Below are 25,513 nucleotides of genomic sequence, written 5' to 3' on the forward strand. Positions count from 1 at the left end.
AAAAAGCAGTCTTGAATCAGAACCCGGCCCGCTTGGGAATCCCTTTTGTCAACACGGCCTAGAACCCGGGAGTCCGTTTGGAAATTCGCGGACGGACAGCAGCGGCGGCTATCTGGAATTTCTCCTGAAATCTGCCATTCCGGTCACGCCGACATGGCAGACGGTAGCCCGGAACGATAAGGTGGGTTTCACACTGAAGAAGATACCACCCGATGCGCTTGCCGATCCGAAACTATCTTGAGACGTCACTCACGATTTTTATCGAACCAATCTGCGACCAATATGAAGTCCCGCCCGGTGGGGAAGCCGTTGTCACCCTTGACGATGGACACCCTCATTCCATTGACGTGCACCCAGACAATTGGGTGTCGATATGGAACGAGGGAGATAGCTGGCCGATTGTTGAAATATTCGACAAGCACCAATTTTCGGTTTCGCCAAAGGCTTCGTAAACGCAAAGTTGAACGGTAGCTTACCCGACCTTTCCGACTTTGAGGGCGCCTAAGTCGAGAGCCAAGTGCGGTCGGTCGTTCAGTCGAATGGCGGCTTTTCAGGATTTCAACCTGAACGCTGGCTGTTAAAAGTGTCGACATTGCCAACATACAGATCTTCTGATCTAAAATGATTAATAATACTATATGGGTGGAATAATGGATTGTCTGAATGACCAAATTCAAAACAGCTGATAGGTTTACCTATAGCAAAATAAAAAGAGCGGCGTTGGATGCTCTTTTCGATTTCAGCAGAGATTTGGGCGTTGTTAAAGGCAGACCGCATATACAAGTGGTCGGAATGGTTTCAGATTGTTACGAACATAGGTTCGAGAAACCTGTTGAAGACATAATGTGGCTCTGTGCACTATATATCATTTCAGGGAATTGGTACGAAGAGCCAAGCAAAGTGATTAAACAGGAAATTGAGGGTCATCTTAGAAAATACGGAATCGATGAGCTACTCAAGGACATTCCTGTCGATGAGGCTTCAGAATTAAGGCGGGATTTAGAGATCCTCAACTTTATCGATCGAGAGAAATTCTCGAGACCACAGTGTTGAAATATCAACGATATCCCCCAACCTTTCCGGCTTTGAGGGCGCCAGGAGCGGTCGGCCGTTCAGTGGAAGGTCGGGTTTTCAAGAATTTAATCTGAAACCTGCGTTTCCGGACAGGTCAGTTAGTGCAAAGTCGGTGCATCAGAATACTGGAGGTATTCGTGGACGAACTAATGCAAGACGTTCAATCGGCGGCCGAGCGAGCTGTTTCAATGTCTCAATCGCGCCTTGGTGGAACATTGGATTACTCGATTTCAAGCTTTCCGCTAGTCGAGGAGATGCTTGCCGAGGCTCATCAATATGTTGGGGAGCTCGGTGCACCAGAGATCGATGGTCTGGTCGGCTCCGTAGGTAGCTACCTGCTCGAATCTGTCCGTCGAGCGAAGGGTGGAACCTATAACTGGTTTGCGGATAAGGGGCAGCCCGTGCTCATCGTTGGTGAGCCTGACTTTCATGTCGCACTTGCCACATGGGACAAGGTGCGAGGTCGGCTCATGGGTGATGTTGGCGACAACATCCCCTTCCATATGGGTGGCTTTCTGGATCGCGCCAATCAGGCACGGCCAGGCGATAGAGTGCTGTTCATTTGATGCATCCTTTAGGTCCGCTTTCCCCAACTTCTCTGCTATTCCGCCCGCCCAAGGGTCCACAAAGCAGAAGTTCATTCAGGGTGGAATTTGTCCACGCGGCCCAACAACATTGACAACACGACGACCGCCGCCTAGCCGGTGGGCATGAGGAGCATGCCCACCCTTGCAGGAAGCTATTACTACCGCTGATCGGCGGTGGGTATCTTGTCGTTCTCAACCGCTGCGTGACCAGCGGTTGAACTCTCCCCGGATAGACCAAGGTTGCGCCAGCCCATTCGGAAAGGCCTCTGGTCGTGAAGTTCGTGGAAGGCAGTCAATCGCACAAATCGCCTGTGACAGGGCTCCCTAAAACCCTTTCGCTGGGCATCGTCGGGTACGGCGCCTTCGGGCAGCTTTCGGCGCGCTTTCTCCGGCCCTGGTTCCGCATCCTCGCGCACGATCCGCAAGTAACGGAATCGCCGGTCGAGGGGGTCGCCATGGCCGATCTATCCGCCGTCTGCCGCTGCGATATCGTTGTGATCGCGGTCCCGCTCTCCGCGCTCGTCCAGGCCTGCCGCGCGATGGCGCCCCTGCTGCGGCCGGGCACGCTGGTCATGGACGTCTGCTCCTCCAAGGTGCTCCCCGCCGAAATCCTGCTGCGCGAACTGCCGCCCCATGTCGATCTTCTGGCGACCCACCCGATGTTCGGCCCCCAAAGCATCGGCGCCGGCATCGGCGCCGGCACGAAAGGCCTGAAGATGGTGCTCTGCCCGCTACGTGCCCCCGGCGCAAAGCGCGTCGCGGCCTTCTTGCGCGCACGGTTCGGCCTGTCGATCCTTGTCGCCAGCCCCGAGGAGCACGACCGCGAAGCCGCCTTCACGCAGGGCCTTACCCACCTGATCGCCAAGGCCCTGTTGCGCATGGACGACTTGCCCGGCCGCATCACCACGCGCAGTTTCGACCTTATCCGCCAGGCCGTGGAGATGGTCCGCCACGACGCACCCGGCGTCAGCCACGCCATAGAGACCAACCCTTATGCGGCGGGCGCGCGAAGCCGGTTCTTCGCGGAGATGGATGCGGTGCGCCGCGAGTTGGGATCAGCCTGACAGCCGGGCGCGCAAGTCCGCCTCGGTGACGATCTCGATCCGCACGCCCGCGCCGCGAAGCTCTTCGGCCTTGCGGTGCTGGGCATCGGCGGTCACCCAGCGCCCGTAAGTCTGACGCGCGCTGATCACCAGCATGGTCGTGGTGGTGCCCACGCCCGAGACGATGCGTGCGCCCGCCCCGGCCAGGAACTGGGCGAGCGTGCCGTCGCGCGCCTCGCCCAGAATGGCGATGCGCTGCCCCTTCAGCGGACCGACTTCGGCAGCGGGCGGCGCCTTGCCCGCCTTTCCGGGCTTGGCCATCCAGCCCTGCAGGTCGATCCCGGTCTCCTCGATGGCCCTGACGATCACCATGCCCGCCGCCCGCGCATCGCTGAGCGCGTCGTGGTGCCGGTGCCTGAGGCCGAGGTGGCGGGACAGGACGTTCAGCCTGTGGCTGGAAAGCTGCGGCCAGGCCCGCTTGGCCACCCGCACGCTGTCCAGCCAGGTCGTCTCGATCGAAGCGAGGTCGCCGATCCGGCAGGCCGCCGCCAGCGCCCCCTTGTCGAACCCGGAATGAGCGACGGTGACGCGACCGCTCAGGTGACCGGCGACGACCGCATGGATATCGCCGAACGTGGGTTTGCCCGCGACATGCTCCGGCGAAATGCCGTGGATGCGGATGTTGAAGGTGGAGAATTCGTCGCGCGGATCGACCAGCGTCTCATAGGCGAACGTCTCGCGGCCTTGCCGGAAACCGACGATGCCGATCTGGCAGATGCTGCTGACGCGCGCGCAGGCCGTCTCGACGTCGATGACGACGAAATCGGGTTCTTCCAACCCGGAAACGTCCTGAAGGGAATCCGATAGCTTCATGGGCGGCGGATCTAGCAGCGTGTCTTCGTCAGGGCGAGAGGTTCACACCTCCACCGCCAGATCGTCGAAATCGGCCAGGGTGCCGCCCGCGGCGATCAGCTTCTCGTAGTCCTCGTGGCGCCGGGCATCGATGCGGGTATTGCTGACCCCGCGCTTCCAGTAACCGGCGATGGCCACGTCCTGCCGCGCCATTCCCATGGTGGTAACGAAATGCTGCCGAATGGCGCGCATCTCGCTGCGCTCTCCCGCGCCCCAGACGATATGGCCGCGCGGATCTTCCAGCGCCCGGGCGCGCGCCAGCAGCGGCTCGCGCGGTTCGCCCGGCTGCGCGGGATCGATGCGGTGCAGCGTCAGGCCGGGCACGCGGGGCAGTTCCGCAAAGGCGGCGGGATCGGCGGCGACCACCCAGCCGGTACCCGCCATGCCATGCGGCCAGGACTTCAGCATCGACCAGAGCGCCGGGATCGCCGTTTCATCGAGGAAAAGCGCGATCTTGCGCTTTTCGTCCTGCGGCTCGGGAATACCGACATGGGGACGCGGGCCGGTCAGCGCGAAGCGATCGCCCTGCTGCAAGGCCGCGCTCCACTGCATCATCGGGCTGGGATCGTCATGAAGAACCACATCGAAAGTGAAGATCCCGCTTTCCGCATGATAATCGCGCACGGTGTATATCCGCGAAATTCCGCCGAACTCAGGCCCCAGATGAATGCGGAAGGCCACGTTCGGCAGCGACCAGTTCGGGTCGTCCACCCATTCCTCCAGCCTTGCCGCGATACGCCGCACGGACGGGAGCGGCTGCGTGACATCCGTGACGGCTACCGAGACCTCGTGCAGTTCACGGTCGTGCTCCGCCTCGCGCAAGGCGCCCGGCTGAGAGGCCTTGCCGGAGCGCCGCGTGGTATTGTCGGTGGAAGCCATCGGGGTATCCATTTCACAAGTCTGAGGAATTGCGGAAAAGCGCGCAGCTGTAGACCGGCCGTCCCAGCGTCAGCACGCGGTATAGGAAGGCGATCGCAGCCGACGCCGCGCCGCAGTGGCGCGCCACGTCGTAAGTCTCCGCCAGCCGCAGTTCGGGTACGGCGCGGCTCACCTCCTCGGGCCGCCGGACGCCCCAGGAGAATTTCGCGCCCGTCTTCGAGACGCTGGGGTGCCGGTGGGACTGGGCGACCATCAGCGGCGAGGCCAGATCCAGCGCCAGCCAGAGCGCCGATCCGCGCACGACCGCCTTGGCCGCCAGGGCCTGCAACCAAGAAAGCGCGCGGATCGGATCGAGGTACATCGAAACCCCCTCCGCCACGACCAGAACGGGGCGGCCTTCCTCCCATCCGACACTGCCGCTCCAGGCCCCCACATCAGTGGCATCCGCCGCCAGCGCGCGCACGTTCGGCAGGGCCGGGACGAGCGCATTGCGCAGGGCCACGACTTCCGGGAAATCGAGGTCGATCCAGTCGATCCCCGGCGGCGGAGACAGCCGGTTGGCGCGGGTGTCCAGACCCGACCCGACCGACAGGATCAGGCCGTGCGGGTGCTCCTGGATGAATTCGGCGACGACGCCGTCCAGCCACTGGCCACGCACCACCGAACCGCGCATGCTGGCCTTGTCCCCGGCGAAGCGATCCGGGTCGAAGGCGAGCGCTTGGCCCACCGCTTCGGCGGCGGGATCCACGAAATGCAGATCCGGGTTCTGCCGCGCCGCCGTCAGCCGCGCGGCCAGGGTGATGAGCAGGGTTTCCGGCACCCCGCTGAGTGTTGACGTGTCTTGGCCGGTCATCCGGTCTGGCAGGGAAGCGATCTGGTTCATGGCATCATCCGATATTGCGTCATGCAGGCTCGCTGATCATCGATTGAATTGCAAGTGATTATCAATAGCATATTTGCCATCAGGCTCATCGCTTCGTCGGCGCTGCTTGCGAATCCGTGTCGTATACCATAGGGGGGTAGCCTATGGCTCATCTGACCGAGAACAACGAAGCGCTGGTGATGCGCGTGCGCCGCCTCGTGGGGCAATTGCAGGCGGTGGAGCGTGCGCTCGTTTCCGGGGAGGACTGCGCGAAGACCTTGCACCTCGCCGCCGCCGTGCGCGGCGCGGTCAACGGGTTGATCGACGAATTGATCGCCGATCACGTGAAGGCGCACGTCTCCGCGCCGGACCTTACACAGGCCGAGCGGGACGAAGGCGCCGAAGCCCTGATCACGGCGATCCGCCGCTACGCGAAATGATGCAGGCCTGAGGAACGGACATGGCTACTCTTCCTGAATTCGCCCATGAGCATGACTTTCTCGGCGCCGCACACGACGCCAATGCGCGGCGGACCTTGTGGGTCGTGCTGCTGACGGCCGCGATGATGGTGGCCGAGATTGTCGCGGGCTACGTCACCGGCTCCATGGCGCTGCTGGCGGACGGGTTCCACATGGCGACCCATGCCGGAGCGCTGGGCGTTGCGGCACTGGCCTACCGCTATGCCCGGCGCCACAGCCGCAACCCCGCCTTCAGCTTCGGCACCGGCAAAGTGGGCGACCTCGCCGGGTTCGCCTCGGCGCTGGTGCTGGCGCTGATCGCGCTGGGGATCGGCGTGGAATCGGCGCTGCGCCTGTTCGAACCGACCGCCGTGGCGTTCGGAGAGGCGACCGCGATCGCTGTCGTCGGGCTGGCGGTCAACGTGGCAAGTGCCCTGCTACTGTCGGGTGATCACCATTATGGCCACCATCATGACCATGACCATCATCATGGGCACGGTCATCATCATGGTCATGGCGACAACAACTTGCGCTCCGCCTACGTCCATGTCCTCGCCGACGCGCTGACGTCCGTGCTGGCCATCGCCGCGCTGCTGGCGGGGCGCTACCTCGACTGGGTCTGGCTCGATCCGGTCATGGGTATCGTCGGTGGGGTGGTGATCGCGCGCTGGGCCTGGACGCTGATGAAGGACACCGCCTTCGTCCTGCTCGACCGCACCGACACCCATATCGCAGAGGAAGTGCGCGAAGCCGTGGAAGGGCCGGGCGACGCACGGATAACGGACCTTCACGTCTGGCGCCTGGGTCCCGAAGCCCATGCCGCGATCGTCGGCGTGGCCGCCCAAGGCTCCGAGGTGGACACGGCCGAACTGCGCCGCCGTCTGGCCCCGGTCCACGAACTGCGCCACCTCACAATCGAGCGGCACTGATTATCGTCAGCCTTCCTGCTGCTTGATCCAGTCGATGCCCCGGCGCAGCAGATCGTAGAATACCGGCAAGTCCCAGGCGCAGCGATCGACCGTCGGCCACCAGTCCAGCATGGGCTGGAGATCGTAATGCCCCCGGCAATGGCCGAGCGTGTTGTAGAGCACCGCGCCCTTGCCGTGACGCTTGATGTACATCACCGGATGCGTGCCGGGGGCCTCGGCCGCCTCCACGAAGCCGGTGCCTTCCTCTGTGCATTCGGTTTCCAGCAGCACGTGCAACGCGCCGTGGCATTCCATGTGGTAGAGTTCGTCGGTCGTCTCGAACGGTTCGATCCCCGCCACCAGCGGGTGGCCGGGATCCGCCACCGTCACCGTATAGGGCGCGATCGGCGGGTGGCTGACGAACTGGCTGCCCAGCAGGTCCATGAACAGCGGCGCCCAGCGCGGCGCGTCCCAGAGGCCGTTTTCCAGCAGGCGCAGCACCGAATTGGTGCCGTGAAGCGCGTACCAGCGTCCCCCGGCTGAAAGCCAGTCGCGCAGCACCTCCTGTGCCGCCAGCGATGGCGTAACGTCGCAGGTATAGGTGATCAGCACGGAGGCCGAGCGGATAGCGTCGAGGTTCTCGTAATCCTCGAACACGCGGGTGCGTACCGAAGGATCCTCGGCCAGCAGCTTCAGCAGTTCCAGCCGGGCGAAGTCCATGTCGTGCCAGACACCGCCGCAGATCAACACGCAGTCGATACGCGGCGGGCGGCTTTCAGCGGTTTCGCTCATGCGGTCAGGCCATCCCTTCGGGCGTGGTCTGGCCCAGTTCGCCATCGATGTACTTCATCAAAGTATCCTGGAACTGGCGGATGCGGATTTCCTGATAGTTGCCCAAGTTCACCTTGCCCGTCTTCGAGGCATGCAGGCCCTCCTGAACGAAGGGCAGGTTGTCCATATCCTGTTCGAACACATCGCCCAGAATGCCCAGTTCCGGCGCCTCGGTCCATTTCTGGTCCAACCGCAGCATCTTCAGCGGCGCGCCGCGCGGGATCGGCTGGCCCTTGGGAATGCGCGCCAGAATGCGAACTTCCATTACGCACGTGTCCGGCGTCCTGCCCGGCAGCCAGTTGTAGACGATATTGGGCATGTACCCGCCCCAGGGCGCGAAATTGGGGAAGACGTTGTAGACCAGCGCGTCCAGCAGCTCCGCGTCGGTCGCCTCGGCATGGTCGTAGCCGGTGCTCTCGGTATAGGCGGCGCGCATCGCCGCCCCCAGCGCGGCGCGGGCGGTGACGCCTTCGGGCACCTGGATCGCCATGGGATTGGCCGAGGCCTCACCCTCGTAATTGTCGCCGGAACGGCCGTTGTACTTGATGAACTCGTCGACGATCCACTGCTCGCCCTGTCCCTGCTCGATATGCGGGCTCATCACGCCGAAGGGGACGAGGTTGACGTTCACATTGTCGCCCCAGGTCCAGTAGGCGGCGTTGGAATCGCCGGTGAAGGGCAGCAGTTGCGGGTGGGTGACGATGGTGTGCCAGGCCTCCATGAAGGCCTCCATCACCACTTTCCAGTTGGCCGGCACTTCCTTGGCCACGCGCATGACGCTGGCGCATTCCTCATGCCGCCAGCGCTTGAAATGCTCGGGCAGCGGGGCCAGGAATTCCTCAAGGCTGGGGCCGCCCTTCTCCTCCCGGATGAAGACATAGCCTGCCCAGCGGCCCACTTCGGCCTCCGGCAGATCGAGGTTCTGTTCCGCCAGATGCGGAAAGTCCCACTGGCACGGCATGGAATCGAAGCTGCCGTCCTTCTTCCAGGCGAAGCCGTGGAACGGGCAGACGAACTTGTCCGCATGGCCTTCCTCGGTGCGCAGCTTGCGGCCGCGATGAAGGCAGACGTTGTGCATGGCCCGGATCGATCCATCGTCCTGCCGGCTGACGAGGTAGGACCGGCCCGCGTTCTCATAGACGATGAAGTCGCCGGACTCCGGCAGGTCTTCCTCCCGCGCCACGAACTGCCAGACGTAGGGCCACATCCTCTCCCGCTCCAGCTTCGCGAATTCGGCGCTGGTGTAGCGGGCGGCGGGGATCGGGTCGGACCCGCGATAAGTGTAGCTTTCCTGCGTCAGGATCGCGGGGGCCGCCCGCGAATCCTGCGCCATGAGTTCGGCCCAGCTGATGCCCTCGCTGCGGTCTTCTCCCAGCGTGGAACCCAATTCGGGGTCTCGTTCGGCCATGGCTCCTAGGTCTCCCAACCTGTTTCGTTTTTCCCTGTTTGGGGCATGTCTGGACCGGAGGGAAGGCGAAGTCACCTTGCTCTAATCATAGGTTGCCCCCCGGCGAAGATCGGCCATGTTCGAAAACAACGCATAAGACGGGAGAATGCCGTGAAGCGGCTTGAAGGCAAGGTGGCGCTGGTCACCGGAGGCACGTCCGGCATCGGCGCGGGTGCGGTGCGGCGGCTCTGCGCGGAAGGCGCGCGCGTCATATTCACCGGATCCAACCGCAGCGCCGCGGACGAGGTCTGCGCCGCGACCGGGGCCGAATTCGTCAGCCACAACGTGCGTGACGGCGCCGCGTGGGATGCGCTGTCCGCCCGGATCGCCGCCGACCATGGCCGCCTAGACTTCGCCTTCGCCAATGCCGGCACCGAGCACGGCGACGGCAGCGTGGAGGATATCACGCTGGAGGGCTGGGAAAACGTCATCGGCGTCAACCAGACCGGCGCGATGCTCACCGTGCAGCACGCGATGCGGCTGATGGCCCGCAACCCCGACGGCGCGGCGGGATCGATCCTCGTCAACTCCTCCATGAACGCGCACCGGGCGATGGGCAATTTCGTGGCCTATTCGGTGTCGAAGGCGGCGGTCGTCGCGCTGGTGAAATCGGCGGCGGTCCACGCGGGCAACCGCAAGTACCGCATTCGCGTCAACGCGATCCTGCCCGGCGTGGTGGAGACCGCGATGATCCGCAACCTGATCGAAACTTCCGGCGATCCGGCGACCACCCGCGCCGCCTACGAAGGCATGTCGCCGCTGGGCCGCATGGCGCAAGTGGACGAGATCGCCGGGCTGGTGGCGTGGTTCGCATCGGACGAATCGCAGTTCGTCTCCGGCAGCGAATACGTGATCGACGGGGCAACCACGGCAGGGATGATGGGCGTATGAGCGATCTGGGTTCGCAGCGGCTGAAGGGCCGCGTGGCGCTGGTTTCGGGGGGCCTTCGCGGCATCGGCCTGGCCTGCGTGGAACGCTTTCTGGCCGAAGGCGCGGAAGTGGTGCTGACCGATCTGGAGGCGCAGGATAGCGCGCTTGTGGGTGAGACGCTCGGCCGGCTGGGTCAGGCGGCCAGCTATGTGCAGGCCAACGTCACCAGCGAGGATGACTGGCAGGTAGTGCTGGATGCCGTGACCCAGCGGCATGGAAAGCTGCACATCCTGGTCAACAACGCGGGCATAGACCTGACCGGCCCGGTTGCCGAAACCTCTCTGGAAGGCTGGCGGCGGATCATGAGCATCAATGTCGACGGCGTGTTCCTTGGCGTGCGCACTTTCGTGCCGCTGATGGCCGCAAGCGGCGCGGAGGTGCCGGGCGGTGCCTCGATCATCAACGTCAGTTCGATCATGGGCCTCGTCGGCATGAGCGAGGTTTCGGGGTACAACGCCAGCAAGGGCGCGGTGCGGCTGTTCACCAAGTCCATCGCGCTGGAATTCGCGGGCAAGCAGATGCCGATCCGCGCCAATTCGCTGCATCCCGGCTTCGTGATGACGCCGCTGCTGAGGGAAGGCTTCCAACGCTGGGTGGACAAGGGCGTCGCGGAAAAACCGCAGGATCTGGTCGATCTGATGTCCGGCAAGACGCCGATGGGCCGGCTGGCCGAACCGTCCGAACTGGCCAGCGCAGTGTTCTTCCTCGCTTCCAGCGACAGTTCCTACATGACCGGCGCGGAGCTGGTCGTGGATGGCGGCTGGACCGCGCAGTGACGATGCGTGGCGCCCTGTTTGCTGAGGGTCACAGGTCCGGTGTGACCCTTCGACAAGCTCAGGGTGAGCGGGGTTTGTTTGATGCGCCCAGTTCCGTTCAGCGGGAGCGGCGCTTGCTAGATACGCCCAAGCGGACCTTGTTCGATCCCCCCAGTCCCGCTCAGGCTGAGCTTGTCGAAGCCCCCCGCGCGCAGGGCGCGAACATAGAGGAACACGAAGCATGACCGCACCTTCACCCGGCGCCCTCCCCGACACCATCGCCGTCGTCACCGGAGCCGCAGGCGGCATCGGACGCGAGATCGTGAAGGCCATGAAGGCCGCCGGCGCCACCGTGATCGCCACCGACCTGAAGGACGACGCCGCGATCGAAGGCGCGGACCACTATCTGAAGCACGACGTCACCAGCGAGGGCGACTGGCGCGCGGTGGAGGCGCTGGTGCGGGAAAACTACGGAAGGCTGGACGTGCTGGTGAACAACGCCGGCTTCTCGATCGTCACCAAGTTCGAGGATACGCCGCTTTCCGAATTTCACCGGATAAACGCGATCAACGTCGATTCCGCCATCATCGGCACGCAGATCCTGCTCGATCTGCTGAAGGCCGGGGGCAAGGCGCGCAAGGGCGGGGCTTCGGTGATCAACTTCTCCAGCGTCGGCGGCCTGCGCGGTGCGGCCTTCAATGCGGCCTATTGCGTCAGCAAGGCGGCGATCAAGATGCTGTCCAAGTGTCTGGGCGCCGAATTCGCGGCGCTGCAGTACAACATCCGCGTCAACTCGGTGCATCCCGGCGGGATCGAGACGCCGATGCTGGCATCGATCATGGACCGCTACGTCGAACTCGGCGCCTCGCCCTCGCGCGAGGCTTCGCTGGCGGCGATGAACACCACCCACCCCATCGGCCGCCTCGGCCGGCCAGAGGAAATGGCGGGCGGCGTGGTCTTCCTTGCCAGCGAGGCATCCAGCTTCATGACCTGCGACGAACTGGTGATGGACGGAGGCTTTAGTCAGGTCTGATTTCATGAGGCCCTGAAGAGGCCATCGGGAGAGAGACAATGAGCAACAAGGCATACGATCTCGTCGTGCTCGGTTCGGGCGCGGCGGGGCTGACGGCTGCGCTGACCGCGGCCGAGCATGGCGCGAAAGTTCTCGTGGTCGAAAAGGGGCAGAAGCTGGGTGGCACTTCGGCGTGGTCCGGCGGGCAGATCTGGATTCCCTGCAATCCGCACCAGCAGGCCTTCGGCAAGGAGGACAGCCGCGAAAAGGCGCTGACCTACCTCGCCTCCATGTCCAACGGGCTGATCGAGCCGCAGATGGCAGAAGCCTATATCGACGGCGGGGTCGAGATGGTGGCCTTCCTTGAGGACCGCACGCCGGTGAAGTTCATGGTGGTGCCCGATTTCCCGGACTACCACCCCGAACAGCCCGGCGCGGCATCGCGCGGGGGGCGCACGCTGGAATGCGCCGTCTATCCCTATGGCGACCTCGGCGAATGGCGGGACCGGGTGGAGGTCTCCCCCTATTACTGGCCGCACGTCTACTTCACCGTGGGCGAAACCTCGCTGGCGCAGGCGGTGCCCGATCCGCTGGACCCTGCCGAAGCCAAGCGCCGGGCGGACAATGACGAGCGCGGTCTGGGCCACGCCCTCGTCGGCCGCTTGCTGCGCGGCTGCCTGGACCGGGGCGTGGAATTCCTGCTGGGCACCGGCGGCAGGGAACTGCGGATCGAGGACGGCATAACCAAAGGCGTGGAACTGGACGACGGCACCCTGATTGACGCGCCTAACGTCATGCTGGCGACCGGCGGCTTCGAACATAACGAGGCGTTCAAGGCCGCCTTCCTGCGCGGCCCGCTGACCTCTCCCGTCTCGATCCGCACCAATACCGGCGACGGGCTGCGCATGGCGATGAAGGCCGGCGCCATGCTCTCCTCCATGCGGGAAGCGTGGTGGATGCCGGTGGTGGAGGCCCCGCTCAACGAAATGGGCCGGATGCTGTTCACCGGGGAACGGACACTGCCCGGCACCATCATGGTCAACCGCACGGGCAAGCGCTTCACCAACGAAGCGGCGAACTACAACGCCTTCGGCGCGGCGTTCCATGTGCAGGACCTCAATTCCTGCTCCTGGGCCAATCTCCCGGCCTGGTGCCTGTTCAACCAGGCGTTTTACGACAAGTGGGGCTTCCTCGACACGCAGCTGATCGGCGTGGGCGACGGCGAACATAAGCGCGAACCTGCCGAGTGGATCGCGCGCGGCGATACCCTGGCCGAACTCGCCGAAAAGCTGGGCATTCCGGCAGGCGCGCTGGAGGCCACGGTCGAACGCTGGAACGAGATGGTCGACGCCGGCAAGGACGAGGACTTCGGCCGGGGAGACAGCTACTACGACCTCTATTGGGGCGATCCCGACAACAAGGGCCGCAAGGAAGCGACGCTCGGCAAGATCGAGGGCGGGCCCTACTACGCCGCCGAGGTCAAGTCCGGCGCGCTGGGCACGAAGGGCGGGCCGAAGACGGACACGCTCGGCCGCGTGCTCGACGTGGACCTGAAGCCGATCGAGGGCCTCTATGCGGCGGGCAATGCCATGGGATCGATGATGGGCATGACCTACGGCGGCGGCGGCGGCACGCTGGGGCCGGGCATGGTCTTCGGCTACCTTGCGGGCCGCCATGCCGCACAGCGCAATGTCGGCGCGGAAAGCACGGTAGCGGCATGAGCGAGCCTCTCCCCGGCGTGATCGGCGTCCACCACATCGGCGTCTCGGTGCCCGATCTGGCCAAGGCGCGGCACTTCTACCTCGACATTCTGGGTGCGGTGGAGGAAGTGGAGCCGCTGCGCTGGGCGGACAATCCCTTCATCGACCAGATCGTCGCCCTGGAAGGCAGCGCGGCGGAGCAGTTCTTCTGCCGTCTGGGCAATGTGCAGATAGAATGCTTCGAATATTCTGCCCCGAAGCAGAGCCAGCCGCAGGATCCGCGCCGGGGCGTCAACGAATACGGCTATACGCATATCGCCCTGCAAGTGGAGGACCTTGCCGCCGTTCACGAGCGGATCGTGGCGGCGGGACTGCCCGTCCACGCCCCGCCCGAACTGGCGACGATCACCACCGACGCAGACGGCAGCAAGCACGGCTATTCGGGCACTTATTGCCGGGACTTCTTCGGCAACGTCTTCGAAATCCTGGAAATCCACGAGACGCCGCTGATCCGGCCGATTGCCTGAAAGGACCCCAGATGCGCATCATCGTGGCCGGAACGCTCCGCTTTGCGGGCGACGACGCCCTCTGCGCCGCCATCATCCGGGGCGGCGCGCAGCACATCGCCTCCAGCCGCGAGGAGCCAGGCTGCACGGCCTACAACTGGGCGGTCGATCCGATCGATCCCGGCGTGATCCATGTCTACGAGGAATGGGACAGCGAGCGCGACTTGCTGGGCCACTTCGCGCATGCCTCCTATGCGGCAATGCGCGCGCATCTTGGCGAATACGAGCTGACGGGCTTTGCGGTGCAGATCTATTCCGTCGCCGGGATCGAGCCGGTCTATGACGAAGAGGGCTGGCCCCGGAAGGAGATTTTCGGGGTGACGCTGTAAGGCTCGCGGGGCCCGAGATCGCCTCTTCATCCCTCCGGCGGGATGAGAAAGTCCATCGTATAGCGCGCGGCCTTCCAGCCTGCCCCCACCCGCACCACGTCAAAATAATAGCGCCCGTGAACGGTCACCTCGCCCCCTGCCTTGTAACGCGCCATCCCGGTAACGTAAGCACGCACCGAGGCCCGGTCGCCCGCATAGGCGGTGATCGCGAAGTTGCTGAGGTAATGCGCCTGGGCCGCCATCGCCGCGAAGGTGTCCTCGAAGAAGCGGCGGATCGCCGCATGGCCTTGCAGGCTCGGAAAGCCGATGTCCGAAAGATCGAACACGGCATCTTCCACGAAAAGCGCCAGCAGCCCTTCGATGTCGTGAAGACCGTCCAGCCCGTAGGCATAGGCCACCAGCAGGTCCTCGATCGCCAGCCGATCCTCGACAGGGCAGGAATTCACCCCTGCACCATGTCGTTCAGCAGTTCGTGGAAGCGCTGCACGCGCTTTTCCTGACCCGGGAGGATGCAGCCCTTGAACCCGCGCGAATTGAGGCCCTGCTGTTGGCTGGTGCCGATGGACAGATCCTGATCCGCCACGAAACCCACCGAAACGCCGTCTCCATAGACCGAGTGGCGCGCAATGGCATCGTGACGCAGCGGCACCGTGCCGAGCGGCGTTTCCACCTCGCGCATGCCCGCAATCGGCGGATAGAGGCACCAGTGCTGGAATACGCACTTCTCGGGATCGGTGGGATGCGGTTCGGTCCGCAGCACCTGCAACTGTTCTGGGCTCATCGTCAGCGTCAGGTTCGGGAACAGCGTGCAGTGGAAGTAATCGACCAGTTGCTGGTCGCTCATCTGCGCATAATTGACAAAGCCCCGTTCCGGCCCCAGCCGCCGCTTCGCCTCGATCACCGCCGCGCGCAAGTCTCCGGTATGGCCTGCATAATCGGCCGGATCGATGCCCCAGGCCTTGGCGATCTGGTTCAGCGGCGCAGGCACTTCGGTAGTGTGATAGTCGACGCGGGTGGTCGCCTGATGGCCTTTCATCCACATCGAGTTGTGGCCCGACGGATACATCTCGAACAGCGTATCCGGCAGCCCGTCATTGATGAAGGTCGCCAGTTCCGGGTGGATGGTGGGCAGGTGGTAGCTCTCGTTGAAATTGTCGCGGATGATCTTCCAGTTGAATTCGCAGTCGGCCGAGAGGTTCAGCACGCGTACCCAGTTGTCGATGCCGTAACCGGCCAGGCGCTCCGGGAAAGGCGCAAGCCATTCGTGCAGCGGCGCGACATCGTCGTCCATGCACCAGAACACGAAGGGTCCCCAGGTCTCGCAGCGCAGTTCGGACAAGTGGACTTTGCCGCAGGGGCTGCCGCCCTCGAAATCGTCCGGGTCCTGCACCTTGATCAGGGTGCCGTCGAGGTCGTAGGTCCAGTTGTGATAGCCGCAGGTGATGCGCGGCACGCTGGTGACGTCGGCCAGGATCAGCCGGTTTCCCCGGTGCGGGCAGGAGTTGTAGAAGGCGCGGATGGCCTCGTCCTCCTGCCGCACCATGATCACCGATTCCTTGGCGAAGTTGTGCCGGATCACGTCGCCCGGCTCCTCCAGATCGGCCAGCACCCCGCCGAGATGCCAGACCTTGGGCCAGAGGTTCTTCATCTCGCCCGCCATCCACTCTCGGGAGATGTAGCGGTCGGCCGTGATCGGATCCCCGCGCACCGGCGGATCGAATTCCTGCGAGTAGCGGGAAACCTTGCTCTGGACGTTCATGAACGTGCTCCTGCCTGTTGGGCCTGGGTATCGCTGGGGTCGCTACCGCGACGACCGCCGCGCACGACGCCGGGATTGGCGGCGAAGAAATCGAGGGAGCCGGGATCGTCCTTGACCCAGTCGGTCACGAGCAGGCGTTCGGTGATGCGCCATTCGCCGTCCCGGCAGGCATAGCGGTCGAGATAGCGCCCGGCGATGAACAGGTCCCGCACGCCGCCGCCCTCCTCGCGCAGGCCGTGCCAGGCCTGGAAGTAGGCCTCTCCGCGCGCGGTATCTCCCGAAATCTCGATGCGGTGCTGGCCGAGCAGGTGATGCGTCGCCGCCATCGCGCCCAGGAAATTCTGACAGAAGGCGACGAATTCGTCCGCCGTGCCCTTCATCAGCCCGCAGTCCACCACGGCATCGTCGTGAAAGGCCCGGCGTTGCAACGCCGCGTCCAGCCGGTCTAGCCCGCGCATATAGCGATGCGCCGCTTCGGCAATGTCGCGCCGCGCGGCCAGGTCGTGCAGCTGCGCCGCGATATCGAAGTCCTTCGCCGCCGGCGCCTCGCCCATGCCCTGCCTTCCTCTCTCGCGCTTATCGACTCGTCTGCCGGTTTTTATGGTCCGCCGGAGGCGCCGCGCTCACCTGCCACTAAGGCTAGGCCCGCCGAGAGCGCCGAAAAGGCGCCTTTTCGTAAATCCTTACAGCAGGTGTTCATTGAATGACGGCCGCGTTACCGGCATGAAGGTCAGGTCCTGGCAGAGGGGGATTGCGATGCGGAAGATTCTGGTGGGCTGCCTTGCCCTTGCGGCCCCGCTCTGTGCGGCGCCATTCGCGGCCATCGCGCAGGAGGGTTCCGCTTCGGCGCAAGGCGATCTCTCGGTCACGATCTACAACAACGACGTGGCGCTGGTGCAGGATGTCCGCCAGCTCGATCTCGGCAATGGCCGGGTGCGCCAGAGCTTTCCCGATGTCAGCGCCCGGATCCGCCCGGAAACGGTCTCGCTTACCGTTCCCGACGCCGCCATCGTCGAGCAGAATTTCGATTTCGACCTGCTCACCCCGTCCAGCCTTATGGAAAAGGCGGTGGGCGAGACGATCACGCTGGTCCGTACCAATCCCGCCACCGGCGCGGAAACCCGCGAACGCGCGCGGGTGCTGGCCGTGAACGGCGGCGTGGTGCTGGAAGTGAACGGCCATGTCGAAGTGCTGCGCGACGACGGCCTGCCCGTCCGCGCCATTTTCGACCGGGTGCCGGAATCGCTGCGCGCCCGCCCGACCCTTTCGGTAAGCCTGGCCAGCACCCGCACGGGCAGGCGGCCCGCCACGCTGTCCTACCTCAGCGGCGGGCTGGGCTGGAGCGCAGACTATGTCGCCCTGTTCGATGACCGGAACGGCACGGTGGACGTGCAGGGCTGGGTCACGCTGAGCAATACCAGCGGCACCACCTTCAACAACGCCCGCACCCTGCTGGTCGCGGGCGAAGTGGGCAGCACCGGCGATTCCGAGAGCTACATGCCCATGCCACGCGTCCGGCCCGGATCCCGCCCCCAACCCCGCCGAACCACGCAAGTCCAGCCCGGCACGGAAAGCGCCGATCGCGAGCAATTGGGCGATTTCTACCTCTATCCGCTTGCCGAGCGCACCACCATTGCCGACAAGCAGACCAAGCAGGTCAGCTTCCTCGATGCCAAGGGCGTCTCCGCCAGTTCCGGCTACCGCTTCGAGAACGGCTGGCTCGGCACGTCCAGCGAAAGCCGCAGCGCGCAAAGCCTGCTGCGTTTCGCCAACTCCGGGGCCGCCGGACTGGGCGATGCCCTCCCCGCCGGAACCGTGCGCGTCTATGTGCGCGACGCGCGGGGCCAGCCGCAGTTCACCGGCGAGAACCGCATCGAACACACCCCGCAAGGCAGCGCGATCGCCTTGCCGACCGGCGATGCCTTCGACGTGAAAGTGCAGCCCACTGTCGTATCGCGCACCCGCCAGGGCACCGACCGCTGGCGCACCCAGATGCGCTACCGCCTGACCAATGCCCGTGCGCGGGCGGTGACGGTGGAACTGGTGCAGGGCGGCCTCGACTGGGGAGATACGCGCCTGACCGAGGAAAACCGCAAGAGCGAGCGGCGCGATGCCGGTTCGGCGGTCTGGCAGGTGCCGGTTCCGGCCAATGGAGAGGCGGTCGTCACCGCCACGTTCGACACGCGCTACTGATGGTCCGGCGGCCCTTCCTGGCCTTGGCCCTGCTGCTGTCCGCACCGGTCGCGGCGCCCGCGCTTGCGGCACCGGAGCAGGCACCCGAACCGGACCGCAACGAGCGCGTCGTCGTCTCGCGCGGCCCCGAGAGGGTCTCGCTGACCTTGTACCGCGCGCCCTACGGCCGGGGATCGATCGACTTGCGCTATCTCGGCGGCTTCGCGCTGGTAACGGAGACGCGCAGGATCCGCCTGCCGCGCGGCCGTTCGACCTTGCGCTTCGAAGGCGTGGCGGAAGGCATCGTCCCGGTCAGCGCCGTGATCGAAGGACTGCCGGGCGGCACGATCGAGAAGAACCGCGACGCCCGCCTGCTCTCCCCCGCTTCGCTGGTGGACGGAACGCTGGGCCGGCAGGTCACGGTAACGCGCCGCGACAGGGCCACGGGCCGCACCGTCAGCGAGGAAGCGACCGTCATCGCCGGGCCGCAGCAGGGCGTCGTCCTGCAAACGCGCACGGGGTTCGAGGCGCTTGGCTGCTCGGGGCTTCCCGAAAAGCTGGTTTACGATGGCGTTCCGGCGGGTCTCTCCGACAAGCCGGTGCTCAGCGTGGTGACGCAAAGCGTGGGTTCGCGCAGCGTCACCGTGCGACTGAGCTACCTGTCTTCCGGGTTCGACTGGCGCGCCAGCTATGTCGCCACGCAGGCGCCCGCGGGGGCCGCTACGGGGGGCGCACTGGAACTGTTCGCCTGGCTGACTTTGGCCAACAGCAACGGGCAGTCCTTTGCCGATGCCGAAGTCAGTGCCGTGGCGGGCAGGCTCAACCGCAGGGAAAGCCCCGCCTTCCGCGCCGCCGTGGAAGCGCTCCGGCTGTCCTGCTATCCGCTGGGCACTACCACGTCGGACTTGCGGGAACGGCAGCCGGAGCGCGAGGAGATCGTGGTCACCGCATCCGGGCGCTTCAGGGGCGCACCGCCGCCGCTCGCCATAGCCCCGGCACCTGCTGCGCCGCCGCCCCCTCCGCCCCCGCCACCGCCCGAGGACCTCGGCGATCTCAAGCTCTACCGCGTGCCTGAGCGCGTCACCGTCAGCGCCAGAGGACAGAAGCAGGTGGCGCTGCTGTCCCGCGCGCAAGTGCCTTTCGAGCGGCGCTACCGGCGCGCGGTCTATCCCACGCAGATGCTGGACGCCGCTCCGAGCGCCATCGTCCTGGTCATGCGGAACAAGGCCGATACCGGGCTCGGCCTGGCGCTGCCCGCGGGCAGCACCGCGCTCTATGCCGCCCGGGCGGACGGCGGACGGCAACTGCTGGGCCTCGGCGCGATGAAGGACCGCGCGGACGGCGAAACCTTTCGCATCGCCGCCGGGACCAGCGGGCAGGTCACGATATCCCAGCGCGTTTCCCGGCAGGTTTTCGAGAAGGGCATCACCGGGGGCGAAGCGGTGCTGACCGTCACCAATGCCAACCCCTTCGCCGTGCCCGTCGATATTCCTATCGGCACGGCCGGGCAGGACATCACGGCGGACGATGCCGCGCTGGAGCGGGTGGACGGCATCGCCACCTGGTCCCCCACCCTGCCCCCCGGCGGCGCGGCGCAGCTGCGCTACCGCTTCACGAACTGAGCACGGGCTCCGCTGCAAATACTCGCCCGCAATTCCATGTACCTCGCCGATATCGCATGATATCGTCGCCGGAAAATCGGGGAAGGAGCGGCATGACGGTCTCCACTGAGGCGATCCTAGGCATCATCGCGGAGGAATCCGGGCTCGATCCCGCCGCCCTGCGGCCGGACGCCACGTTCGAGCAGCTCGACATCGGTTCGCTCGACGTCGCCAGCACGCTGTTCGCCATCGAGGACAAGCTGGGCGTGGTCATCGATCCCGACAAGCTGGACCGCAATGCCACCATCTCCGATTTCGTCGGCCTCGTGATGCGGCTGGTATGATGAAGGGGGCGTGATGAGGGGCGCGCCTTCGTGAACCGCAAGGTCGTCCTGACCGGCTTCGGCTGCGTCAGCGGCCTCGGAATCGGTCTCGCGGAGACATGGCACAGCATCGCCGCAGGCGAAAGCGCGATCCGCAGGCTCTTGCGCGAAGCACCCACTGAGCATCCCGCCCGCCGCATGGACGGGCCTGCCGCCTGGGTCGACCAGCAGGCCTGCCGCGCCGCGCTGGCGGGCGAAGATCTTCGCGCGCTGGGGCAGATCGATCCGCTCTCGCTCCATGCCCTGGCGGCGGGCGTCGAGGCCGTCAACGCGGCGGGCCTGCGCGGCCACCCCGCGCTGGACCGCCGCGCCGCCATCGTCATGGGCTGCGGCAGCGGCGGCAATGCCACGATGGACCAGGCTTTCGAGCGCCTCTACGCGCGGGACCTGTCGAAAGTGCATCCCCAGACCATCCCATCCTCGATGATTTCCGCCCCGGCCAGCCATCTGGCGATGCTGCTCGGCGTGCATGGCCCCACTTTCGTGATCTCCAGCGCCTGCGCCTCGTCCGCCCATGCCCTGGGAGAAGCCATGCACATGATCCGCTCCGGGCGTGTCGATGTTACCCTGGCCGGAGGGAGCGAGGCCTGCCTGACGCCGGGCTCGTGGGTCGCCTGGAATTCGGTCGGGGTCATGGCCGATGATACCTGCCGCCCCTTTTCGCGAGACCGCAAGGGCATGGTGCTGGGCGAAGGCGCGGCAGTGGTGGTGCTGGAAAGCGAAGCCCATGCCGCCGCGCGCGGTGCCCGGATACTGGGCGAACTGGCGGGCTACGGCGCCGCCAGCGATGCCGCCGACATGACCGCGCCGGACTCCGCAGGCATAGAGACGGCGATCCGCGCCGCCCACGAGGATGCCGCCATTCTCCCTGACGAGCCCGCGCTGATTTCCACCCACGGCACCGGCACCCGCCTCAACGACCCGGCAGAAGCCGCCGCCATCCGCGCCGTCTATGGATCGGCCCTCGCGCGCCATACCGCCATCGCCACCAAGTCCGCCCACGGCCACCTGATCGGCGCGACGGCAGCGCTGGAGTTCGTGATCGGGATGGAGGCCCTGTCGCGCGGGGTAGCCCCGCCGGTGCTGGGCCATCTCGGAACCGACCCGGAATGCGACCTGCCGCTGGCGCTCGGCCCCACGCCGATCGACCACCGCGTGCTGGTCTCGAACAGTTTCGCCTTCGGCGGGCTGAATGCCGTGCTGATCGGCAGGCTTTCGGCATGACGGTAACCGCCCATATCAACGCCATCGGCACGGCCGTGCCGCCGCATCAGGTCCACGATGCCTTCGTCGCCTTCGTCCGCGCGTCGCTGGCAGATCCCGCGCACTTGCGCCTGTTCGACCGGATGGTGCCGCGCTCCGGGATCGAGCGGCGGTTCTCCTTTCTCGAACCGGAAGTGCTGGCCGATGGCCGGATTACCGACCGGGAGCGCTTCTACGGGCTGGGCGAGTGGCCCTCAACCGCCGCGCGCATGGCCCGCTACGAACGCGATGCGCCCGCCCTGGCGCTTCAGGCCGTGCGCGCGCTCAGCCCGGATATCGCGGCGGAAGGCATTACCCATCTGGTCCTGGCGTCCTGCACCGGCTTCGTCGCGCCGGGGCTGGACCAGCTGCTGGTGGCCGCGACCGGGATCGATCCGGCGGTGGAGCGCACCGTGGTGGGCTTCATGGGCTGCTACGCGGCAGTCAATGCCCTGCGCCTGGCCCATCACATCGTCCGTTCCGAACCGGACGCACGCGTGCTGGTGGTCAATCTCGAACTCTGCACGATCCATTTCCAGCGCACCCAGGATCTGGAGAAGCTGCTCTCCATGCTGCTGTTCGGAGACGGTGCCGCCGCCGCGCTGGTCACGGCCCGGCCGCAAGGCGTGGCCCTTGCCGACTTCCGCGCCGCCGCCATTGCCGGATCGGCCGAGGCCATCACCTGGCGGATCGGCGATCAGGGGTTCGACATGCAGCTCGACGGCAGAGTGCCCGGCTTCATAGCCGATGCCTTGCGCGCCGAACGCAGCCGCAACGACGGCGACGGCCTGTTTCGCGGCACCGCGCCCGAAGACTACGATCTCTGGGCCGTCCATGCCGGGGGCCGCACGATCCTGGACGCCGTGGAACGGGCACTGGACCTCGATCCTGCCGCGCTACGCCCCTCACGCGAGGTGCTGCGCCGTTATGGCAACATGTCCTCGGCCACGCTCATGTTCGTGCTCGCCGCGATGATGGCGGACCATGCCGGCGCTTCATCTCCCGGCAAGCGCGGCATGGCCATGGCGTTCGGTCCCGGCCTGGCCGCCGAGACCTTCCGGTTCACGCTGATTTAGCCATGCCCGACTTTCACCGCCGCTCCCATGAACCGGAATGGATGGACGGCGATGACGTGGCGCCGGACGTATTCGCCGCCTGCATCGAAGACCTTGCCAAGGTCAACACCGTCACGCTGGCAAGGCTGCCCACCCTGGCCTTTCTCGACCGGGCCTTTGCCGCCACGCCCCTCGACCATGCGCTCACGGTGGTCGATGTGGGCTTCGGCGCGGGCGACATGCTGCGGGCGCTGGCCCGACATGCCTGCAGGCGCGGACGCAAGGTGCGGCTCATCGGGTTCGACATCAATCCCCGCAGCGAACCGGTCGCCCGGCGCCTGACTCCACCCGACCTTACCATCGACTTCCGCACCGGGGATGCCTTCGCGGTGGAGGAGCCGGTGGATCTCGTGGTGAGTTCGCTGGTCACCCATCACATGTCCGATGCGGAAATCGTGCAGTTCCTGCGATGGATGGAACGCAAGGCAGCGCTCGGCTGGTTCGTCAACGACCTCCATCGCCACCGCTTCGCCTATCATGGTTTCGCGCTGCTGGCAGCCCTCATGCGCTGGCATCCTTTCGTGCGACACGACGGCCCGCTCTCCATCGCGCGGGCCTTTCGCCGCGAGGACTGGAGCGACCTGCTCGTCGCTGCAGGGCTGGAAGGCCGGGCCGAACTGCGCAGGCGGTTTCCATTCCGCTACTGCGTGGAGCGGCGCCGATGGTAGGCTCGGTTGCCGCAGGATCGGCAGCTGTATTGGGCGGCGGCCCGGCAGGCGCCTCCGCCGCCCTGCTGCTGGCGCGCGCCGGGCGCGAGGTGCATCTCTTCGAGCGGCAGGCAGGCCCGCATCACAAGATCTGCGGCGAGTTCCTATCCGTCGAAGCCCAGCGGGACCTGCGCGCCATGACTTTCGAGCCGCTGCGGCTGGGCGCCGTCGCCATCGACCGGGTACGGATCGTCTCCGGTAGTGCGACAGTCGAGGCGCGCCTGCCCTTCACCGGGCTGGGCGTGAGCCGCCTCGTCATGGACGAAGCCCTGCTCGAAGCGGCGCAAGCGGCAGGAGCGCACCTTCGGCGGGGCGAAAAAGTGCTCTCCATCGACGATTGCGCCGTCCATACCACCAAAGGCCGATTCGAGGCCGAAACGCTGCTCCTCGCCACCGGCAAGCACGACTTGCGCGGCGCCAGACGTCCCTCGGCGGAGAGACCCGGCCGCCGCGCCGACTATCTCGGCTTCAAGATGCACTGGCGGATATCGGCCGGGCAAGAGGCGGCGCTCGGCAATGCGGTGGAACTGGTAGCCTGCGACCACGGCTATCTGGGCCTCCAGCGTGTGGCGCCGCGCGTGATGAACTTCTGCGCATTGATCCGGCGCGACGGGTTCACCGGGTCCTGGCCCGCCCTGCTCGCGGTGCTGGCGCGGCAGGACCACGTTGCCCGGCGCCTGGACGGTGCCACCGAACTGTTCGCACGCCCCTGCACTGTCGCGGGCCTGCCCTATGGCCAGGTCCAGCGCCCCGCCGACGACCGCGCGGGCCTGTTCCGTCTGGGCGACCAGGCCGCGCTGACCGCGCCGCTCACCGGAGACGGCATGGCGATCGCCTTGCGCAGCGCCGCGCTGGCCGCGGAAAGCCTGCTCGCGGGTATGGGACCTGCCGACTACACCCGCCGCCTGCGCCGCGAAGTGGGCGCTCAGGTGCGCAAGGCCATGCTGCTTCATCGGCTTGCAAGTCTGCCGCTGACTGCACGGTTGGCGGCGGGTCTGCTCGGTTTCTGTCCCCCGCTGCTCGGCCGCATGGCCGCCGCCACCCGGCTCCAAACGACACCCTGACCGATTGGAGAGGTCAGGGCTTTCAATGCCTTTGATAGGCATTACCTTCAGGTTCGGCCGAAAGAGAAGGATACCCGATGGCGAATGTGGCAATCACCGGAGCAGGGCGCGGCATCGCGCTCGAACTCGTCAAGCTGCATGTGGAACGCGGGGACCGGGTCTTCGCCCTGCTCCGCGACCCCGAAGGCGCCGCCGCGTTGAAGGCGATTGCCGCCGGATCCGGTGGGTCCGTCACCCTCCACGCCATGGACGTGGGTGACGATGCTTCCGTCAGGGACGGGGCCGCGGATTCCGGCGATGCCGCGATCGACGTACTCTACAATGTCGCAGGCGTTTCCGGCAGCGTGACCTCGGAGCTGGAGAGCGCCGATTTCGCGGATTGGGCGGACGTCTTCAACATCAACGTCAGCGGCCCGATGCGCGTGTTCCAGGCCTTCCTGCCGCGCCTGAAGGCGGGCGCGAAAGTGCTCAGCCTGGGCAGCCAGGTCGGCGCCTCGACTTGGCCCTATCCGGGGTACGAGGCTTATGCGGCCTCGAAAGCGGCGCTGCACCGGCTGATGGTTTCGATCGCGCTGGGGACCAGGGAACGCGGCATCATCGCGGTCAGCGTCCATCCGGGCTGGGTGCAGACCGCCATGGGCGGCCCTCAGGCCGATCTCACGCCGCAGGAAAGCGCCGAAGGCATCGCCGCGCTGGCGGACCGGCTTACGTCGGAAATGTCGGGCGGGTTCTACAAGTGGAATGGGGAACCGCACGCATGGTAGCGCGATGAGCAGTGGCGCGCGGCTTCTGCAAGGCTCCTGCCTCTGCGGAGATTGCACTTATGCGGTCGAGGACGCGTTTTCCTATGCTTTCATCTGCCACTGCTCGCAGTGCCGCCGCGCGACCGGCGCGGCCTCGAAGCCTTTCGCGGGCATAGCGGCCGAAGCCCTGCATCTTCATGCGCCCGAACGCCTGCTTCGCTATGGCGACGGGGACAATCACGACGGTCACTGCGCCCGGTGCGGATCGCTGATGTTCTCGCTCGTGCGCGAAGGACGCTATGTCCACGTAACGCTCGGCACCCTGCTCGATAGTCCCACGATCCGGCCGAGCGCGCATATCTTCGCCGGTTCGAAAGCGGATTGGGACACGATCTGCGACGGCCTTCCCGCCTTCGACGCCTTTCCTTCCTGAG

General features: G+C 65.7%; 29 protein-coding genes. 21 read left to right on the top strand and 8 right to left on the bottom strand.

Annotation, left to right across the window (positions count from 1 at the left end):
* From NTCA1_RS28700 to NTCA1_RS12350, 4 genes are all read left to right on the top strand, one after another.
* Nucleotides 1–241, top strand: a 241-nt coding sequence (locus tag NTCA1_RS28700) for a hypothetical protein (RefSeq protein WP_236549282.1), incomplete at its 5' end; no start/stop codon positions are given.
* A gap of 422 nt (nucleotides 242–663) precedes the next feature.
* A complete protein-coding gene (locus NTCA1_RS12340) occupies nucleotides 664–1,053 on the top strand; it encodes a hypothetical protein (protein ID WP_159830754.1) in 390 nt (129 codons plus the stop codon).
* 158 nt (nucleotides 1,054–1,211) lie between these two features.
* Complete coding sequence (locus NTCA1_RS12345; protein WP_133084166.1) at nucleotides 1,212–1,640, top strand: hypothetical protein; 429 nt, start codon at nucleotides 1,212–1,214, stop codon at nucleotides 1,638–1,640.
* Nucleotides 1,641–1,972: 332 nt separating this feature from the next.
* Entirely contained in the window at nucleotides 1,973–2,725 is a 753-nt protein-coding gene (locus tag NTCA1_RS12350; RefSeq protein WP_159830755.1) for a prephenate dehydrogenase/arogenate dehydrogenase family protein, read from the top strand.
* Here the strand turns inward: NTCA1_RS12350 and NTCA1_RS12355 are convergent.
* Genes NTCA1_RS12355 through NTCA1_RS12365 form a run of 3 tightly spaced genes read right to left on the bottom strand, consistent with a single transcriptional unit; the run spans nucleotide 2,717 to nucleotide 5,378 of the window.
* Nucleotides 2,717–3,577, bottom strand: coding sequence for an exonuclease domain-containing protein (locus NTCA1_RS12355; RefSeq protein ID WP_159830756.1), 861 nt, complete (start codon nucleotides 3,575–3,577; stop codon nucleotides 2,717–2,719). The genes NTCA1_RS12350 and NTCA1_RS12355 overlap by 9 nt on opposite strands.
* 42 nt (nucleotides 3,578–3,619) lie before the next feature.
* On the bottom strand, nucleotides 3,620–4,495 hold the full coding sequence (locus tag NTCA1_RS12360; RefSeq protein WP_159830757.1) for a siderophore-interacting protein: 876 nt from the start codon (nucleotides 4,493–4,495) through the stop codon (nucleotides 3,620–3,622).
* Between the two features lie 13 nt (nucleotides 4,496–4,508).
* Nucleotides 4,509–5,378, bottom strand: coding sequence for a class I SAM-dependent methyltransferase (locus tag NTCA1_RS12365; RefSeq protein ID WP_159830758.1), 870 nt, complete (start codon nucleotides 5,376–5,378; stop codon nucleotides 4,509–4,511).
* 143 nt (nucleotides 5,379–5,521) lie between these two features.
* On the opposite strand from NTCA1_RS12365, the gene NTCA1_RS12370 reads away from it, so the two are divergent.
* On the top strand, nucleotides 5,522–5,797 hold the full coding sequence (locus NTCA1_RS12370) for a metal/formaldehyde-sensitive transcriptional repressor (RefSeq protein ID WP_159830759.1): 276 nt from the start codon (nucleotides 5,522–5,524) through the stop codon (nucleotides 5,795–5,797).
* 20 nt (nucleotides 5,798–5,817) lie between these two features.
* The gene (dmeF, locus tag NTCA1_RS12375; RefSeq protein ID WP_159830760.1) at nucleotides 5,818–6,744 is read left to right on the top strand and encodes a CDF family Co(II)/Ni(II) efflux transporter DmeF; all 927 of its coding nucleotides are present in this window, start codon (nucleotides 5,818–5,820) and stop codon (nucleotides 6,742–6,744) included.
* 6 nt (nucleotides 6,745–6,750) lie between these two features.
* Here the strand turns inward: dmeF and NTCA1_RS12380 are convergent, their stop codons facing one another.
* Nucleotides 6,751–7,515, bottom strand: coding sequence for a ThuA domain-containing protein (locus NTCA1_RS12380; RefSeq protein ID WP_159830761.1), 765 nt, complete (start codon nucleotides 7,513–7,515; stop codon nucleotides 6,751–6,753).
* Between the two features lie 4 nt (nucleotides 7,516–7,519).
* Nucleotides 7,520–8,962 (bottom strand): SRPBCC family protein, encoded by a 1,443-nt coding sequence (locus NTCA1_RS12385; protein ID WP_159830762.1) that lies wholly within the window; start codon nucleotides 8,960–8,962, stop codon nucleotides 7,520–7,522.
* A 150-nt stretch (nucleotides 8,963–9,112) separates the two neighbouring features.
* Between NTCA1_RS12385 and NTCA1_RS12390 the strand changes: the two genes are divergently transcribed.
* From NTCA1_RS12390 to NTCA1_RS12415, 6 genes are all read left to right on the top strand, one after another.
* Nucleotides 9,113–9,892 carry an SDR family NAD(P)-dependent oxidoreductase gene (locus NTCA1_RS12390; RefSeq protein WP_159830763.1) on the top strand — a complete coding sequence of 260 codons (780 nt, stop codon included), beginning with the start codon at nucleotides 9,113–9,115 and terminating at the stop codon, nucleotides 9,890–9,892.
* A complete protein-coding gene (locus NTCA1_RS12395; protein ID WP_159830764.1) occupies nucleotides 9,889–10,707 on the top strand; it encodes a glucose 1-dehydrogenase in 819 nt (272 codons plus the stop codon). The genes NTCA1_RS12390 and NTCA1_RS12395 overlap by 4 nt, the downstream gene beginning before the upstream one ends.
* 220 nt (nucleotides 10,708–10,927) lie before the next feature.
* Nucleotides 10,928–11,719 carry an SDR family NAD(P)-dependent oxidoreductase gene (locus tag NTCA1_RS12400; protein WP_159830765.1) on the top strand — a complete coding sequence of 264 codons (792 nt, stop codon included), beginning with the start codon at nucleotides 10,928–10,930 and terminating at the stop codon, nucleotides 11,717–11,719.
* Nucleotides 11,720–11,757: 38 nt separating this feature from the next.
* Nucleotides 11,758–13,419, top strand: coding sequence for an FAD-dependent oxidoreductase (locus tag NTCA1_RS12405; protein ID WP_159830766.1), 1,662 nt, complete (start codon nucleotides 11,758–11,760; stop codon nucleotides 13,417–13,419).
* The gene (locus NTCA1_RS12410) at nucleotides 13,416–13,925 is read left to right on the top strand and encodes a VOC family protein (protein ID WP_086492510.1); all 510 of its coding nucleotides are present in this window, start codon (nucleotides 13,416–13,418) and stop codon (nucleotides 13,923–13,925) included. Before NTCA1_RS12405 ends, NTCA1_RS12410 begins: the two co-directional genes overlap by 4 nt.
* An 11-nt stretch (nucleotides 13,926–13,936) precedes the next feature.
* The gene (locus NTCA1_RS12415; protein ID WP_086492511.1) at nucleotides 13,937–14,293 is read left to right on the top strand and encodes a putative quinol monooxygenase; all 357 of its coding nucleotides are present in this window, start codon (nucleotides 13,937–13,939) and stop codon (nucleotides 14,291–14,293) included.
* Between the two features lie 26 nt (nucleotides 14,294–14,319).
* On the opposite strand, the gene NTCA1_RS12420 is transcribed toward NTCA1_RS12415, so the two are convergent.
* The 3 genes from NTCA1_RS12420 to NTCA1_RS12430 are packed head-to-tail and all read right to left on the bottom strand — an operon-like array spanning nucleotide 14,320 to nucleotide 16,606.
* Entirely contained in the window at nucleotides 14,320–14,739 is a 420-nt protein-coding gene (locus NTCA1_RS12420; RefSeq protein WP_159830767.1) for a nuclear transport factor 2 family protein, read from the bottom strand.
* The gene (locus tag NTCA1_RS12425; RefSeq protein ID WP_159830768.1) at nucleotides 14,736–16,052 is read right to left on the bottom strand and encodes an SRPBCC family protein; all 1,317 of its coding nucleotides are present in this window, start codon (nucleotides 16,050–16,052) and stop codon (nucleotides 14,736–14,738) included. Before NTCA1_RS12425 ends, NTCA1_RS12420 begins: the two co-directional genes overlap by 4 nt.
* A complete protein-coding gene (locus NTCA1_RS12430) occupies nucleotides 16,049–16,606 on the bottom strand; it encodes a nuclear transport factor 2 family protein (RefSeq protein WP_159830769.1) in 558 nt (185 codons plus the stop codon). Before NTCA1_RS12430 ends, NTCA1_RS12425 begins: the two co-directional genes overlap by 4 nt.
* A 202-nt stretch (nucleotides 16,607–16,808) precedes the next feature.
* On the opposite strand from NTCA1_RS12430, the gene NTCA1_RS12435 reads away from it, so the two are divergent.
* The 9 genes from NTCA1_RS12435 to NTCA1_RS12475 all read left to right on the top strand — a co-directional run bounded on the left by NTCA1_RS12435 (nucleotide 16,809) and on the right by NTCA1_RS12475 (nucleotide 25,512).
* Nucleotides 16,809–18,245, top strand: coding sequence for a DUF4139 domain-containing protein (locus NTCA1_RS12435; protein ID WP_159830770.1), 1,437 nt, complete (start codon nucleotides 16,809–16,811; stop codon nucleotides 18,243–18,245).
* On the top strand, nucleotides 18,245–19,846 hold the full coding sequence (locus tag NTCA1_RS12440; protein WP_159830771.1) for a DUF4139 domain-containing protein: 1,602 nt from the start codon (nucleotides 18,245–18,247) through the stop codon (nucleotides 19,844–19,846). Before NTCA1_RS12435 ends, NTCA1_RS12440 begins: the two co-directional genes overlap by 1 nt.
* A 92-nt stretch (nucleotides 19,847–19,938) precedes the next feature.
* Nucleotides 19,939–20,169 carry an acyl carrier protein gene (locus tag NTCA1_RS12445; RefSeq protein WP_159830772.1) on the top strand — a complete coding sequence of 77 codons (231 nt, stop codon included), beginning with the start codon at nucleotides 19,939–19,941 and terminating at the stop codon, nucleotides 20,167–20,169.
* Nucleotides 20,170–20,199: 30 nt separating this feature from the next.
* Nucleotides 20,200–21,432, top strand: a complete 1,233-nt coding sequence (locus NTCA1_RS12450) for a beta-ketoacyl synthase (RefSeq protein WP_159830773.1) — start codon at nucleotides 20,200–20,202, stop codon at nucleotides 21,430–21,432.
* Entirely contained in the window at nucleotides 21,429–22,526 is a 1,098-nt protein-coding gene (locus NTCA1_RS12455; RefSeq protein WP_159830774.1) for a type III polyketide synthase, read from the top strand. Before NTCA1_RS12450 ends, NTCA1_RS12455 begins: the two co-directional genes overlap by 4 nt.
* Nucleotides 22,527–22,528: 2 nt before the next feature.
* Nucleotides 22,529–23,233: a methyltransferase domain-containing protein gene (locus tag NTCA1_RS12460; RefSeq protein WP_159830775.1), complete on the top strand. Its 705-nt coding sequence runs from the start codon at nucleotides 22,529–22,531 to the stop codon at nucleotides 23,231–23,233.
* Nucleotides 23,227–24,336: an NAD(P)/FAD-dependent oxidoreductase gene (locus NTCA1_RS12465; protein WP_159830776.1), complete on the top strand. Its 1,110-nt coding sequence runs from the start codon at nucleotides 23,227–23,229 to the stop codon at nucleotides 24,334–24,336. Before NTCA1_RS12460 ends, NTCA1_RS12465 begins: the two co-directional genes overlap by 7 nt.
* Nucleotides 24,337–24,413: 77 nt before the next feature.
* Complete coding sequence (locus NTCA1_RS12470; RefSeq protein WP_159830777.1) at nucleotides 24,414–25,100, top strand: SDR family NAD(P)-dependent oxidoreductase; 687 nt, start codon at nucleotides 24,414–24,416, stop codon at nucleotides 25,098–25,100.
* 4 nt (nucleotides 25,101–25,104) lie between these two features.
* Nucleotides 25,105–25,512, top strand: coding sequence for a GFA family protein (locus NTCA1_RS12475; protein ID WP_159830778.1), 408 nt, complete (start codon nucleotides 25,105–25,107; stop codon nucleotides 25,510–25,512).
* Nucleotide 25,513 lies beyond the last annotated feature (1 nt).

The organism is Novosphingobium sp. TCA1, assembly GCF_009811895.1.
GTDB classification, from domain to species: Bacteria; Pseudomonadota; Alphaproteobacteria; order Sphingomonadales; family Sphingomonadaceae; genus Novosphingobium; species Novosphingobium panipatense_A.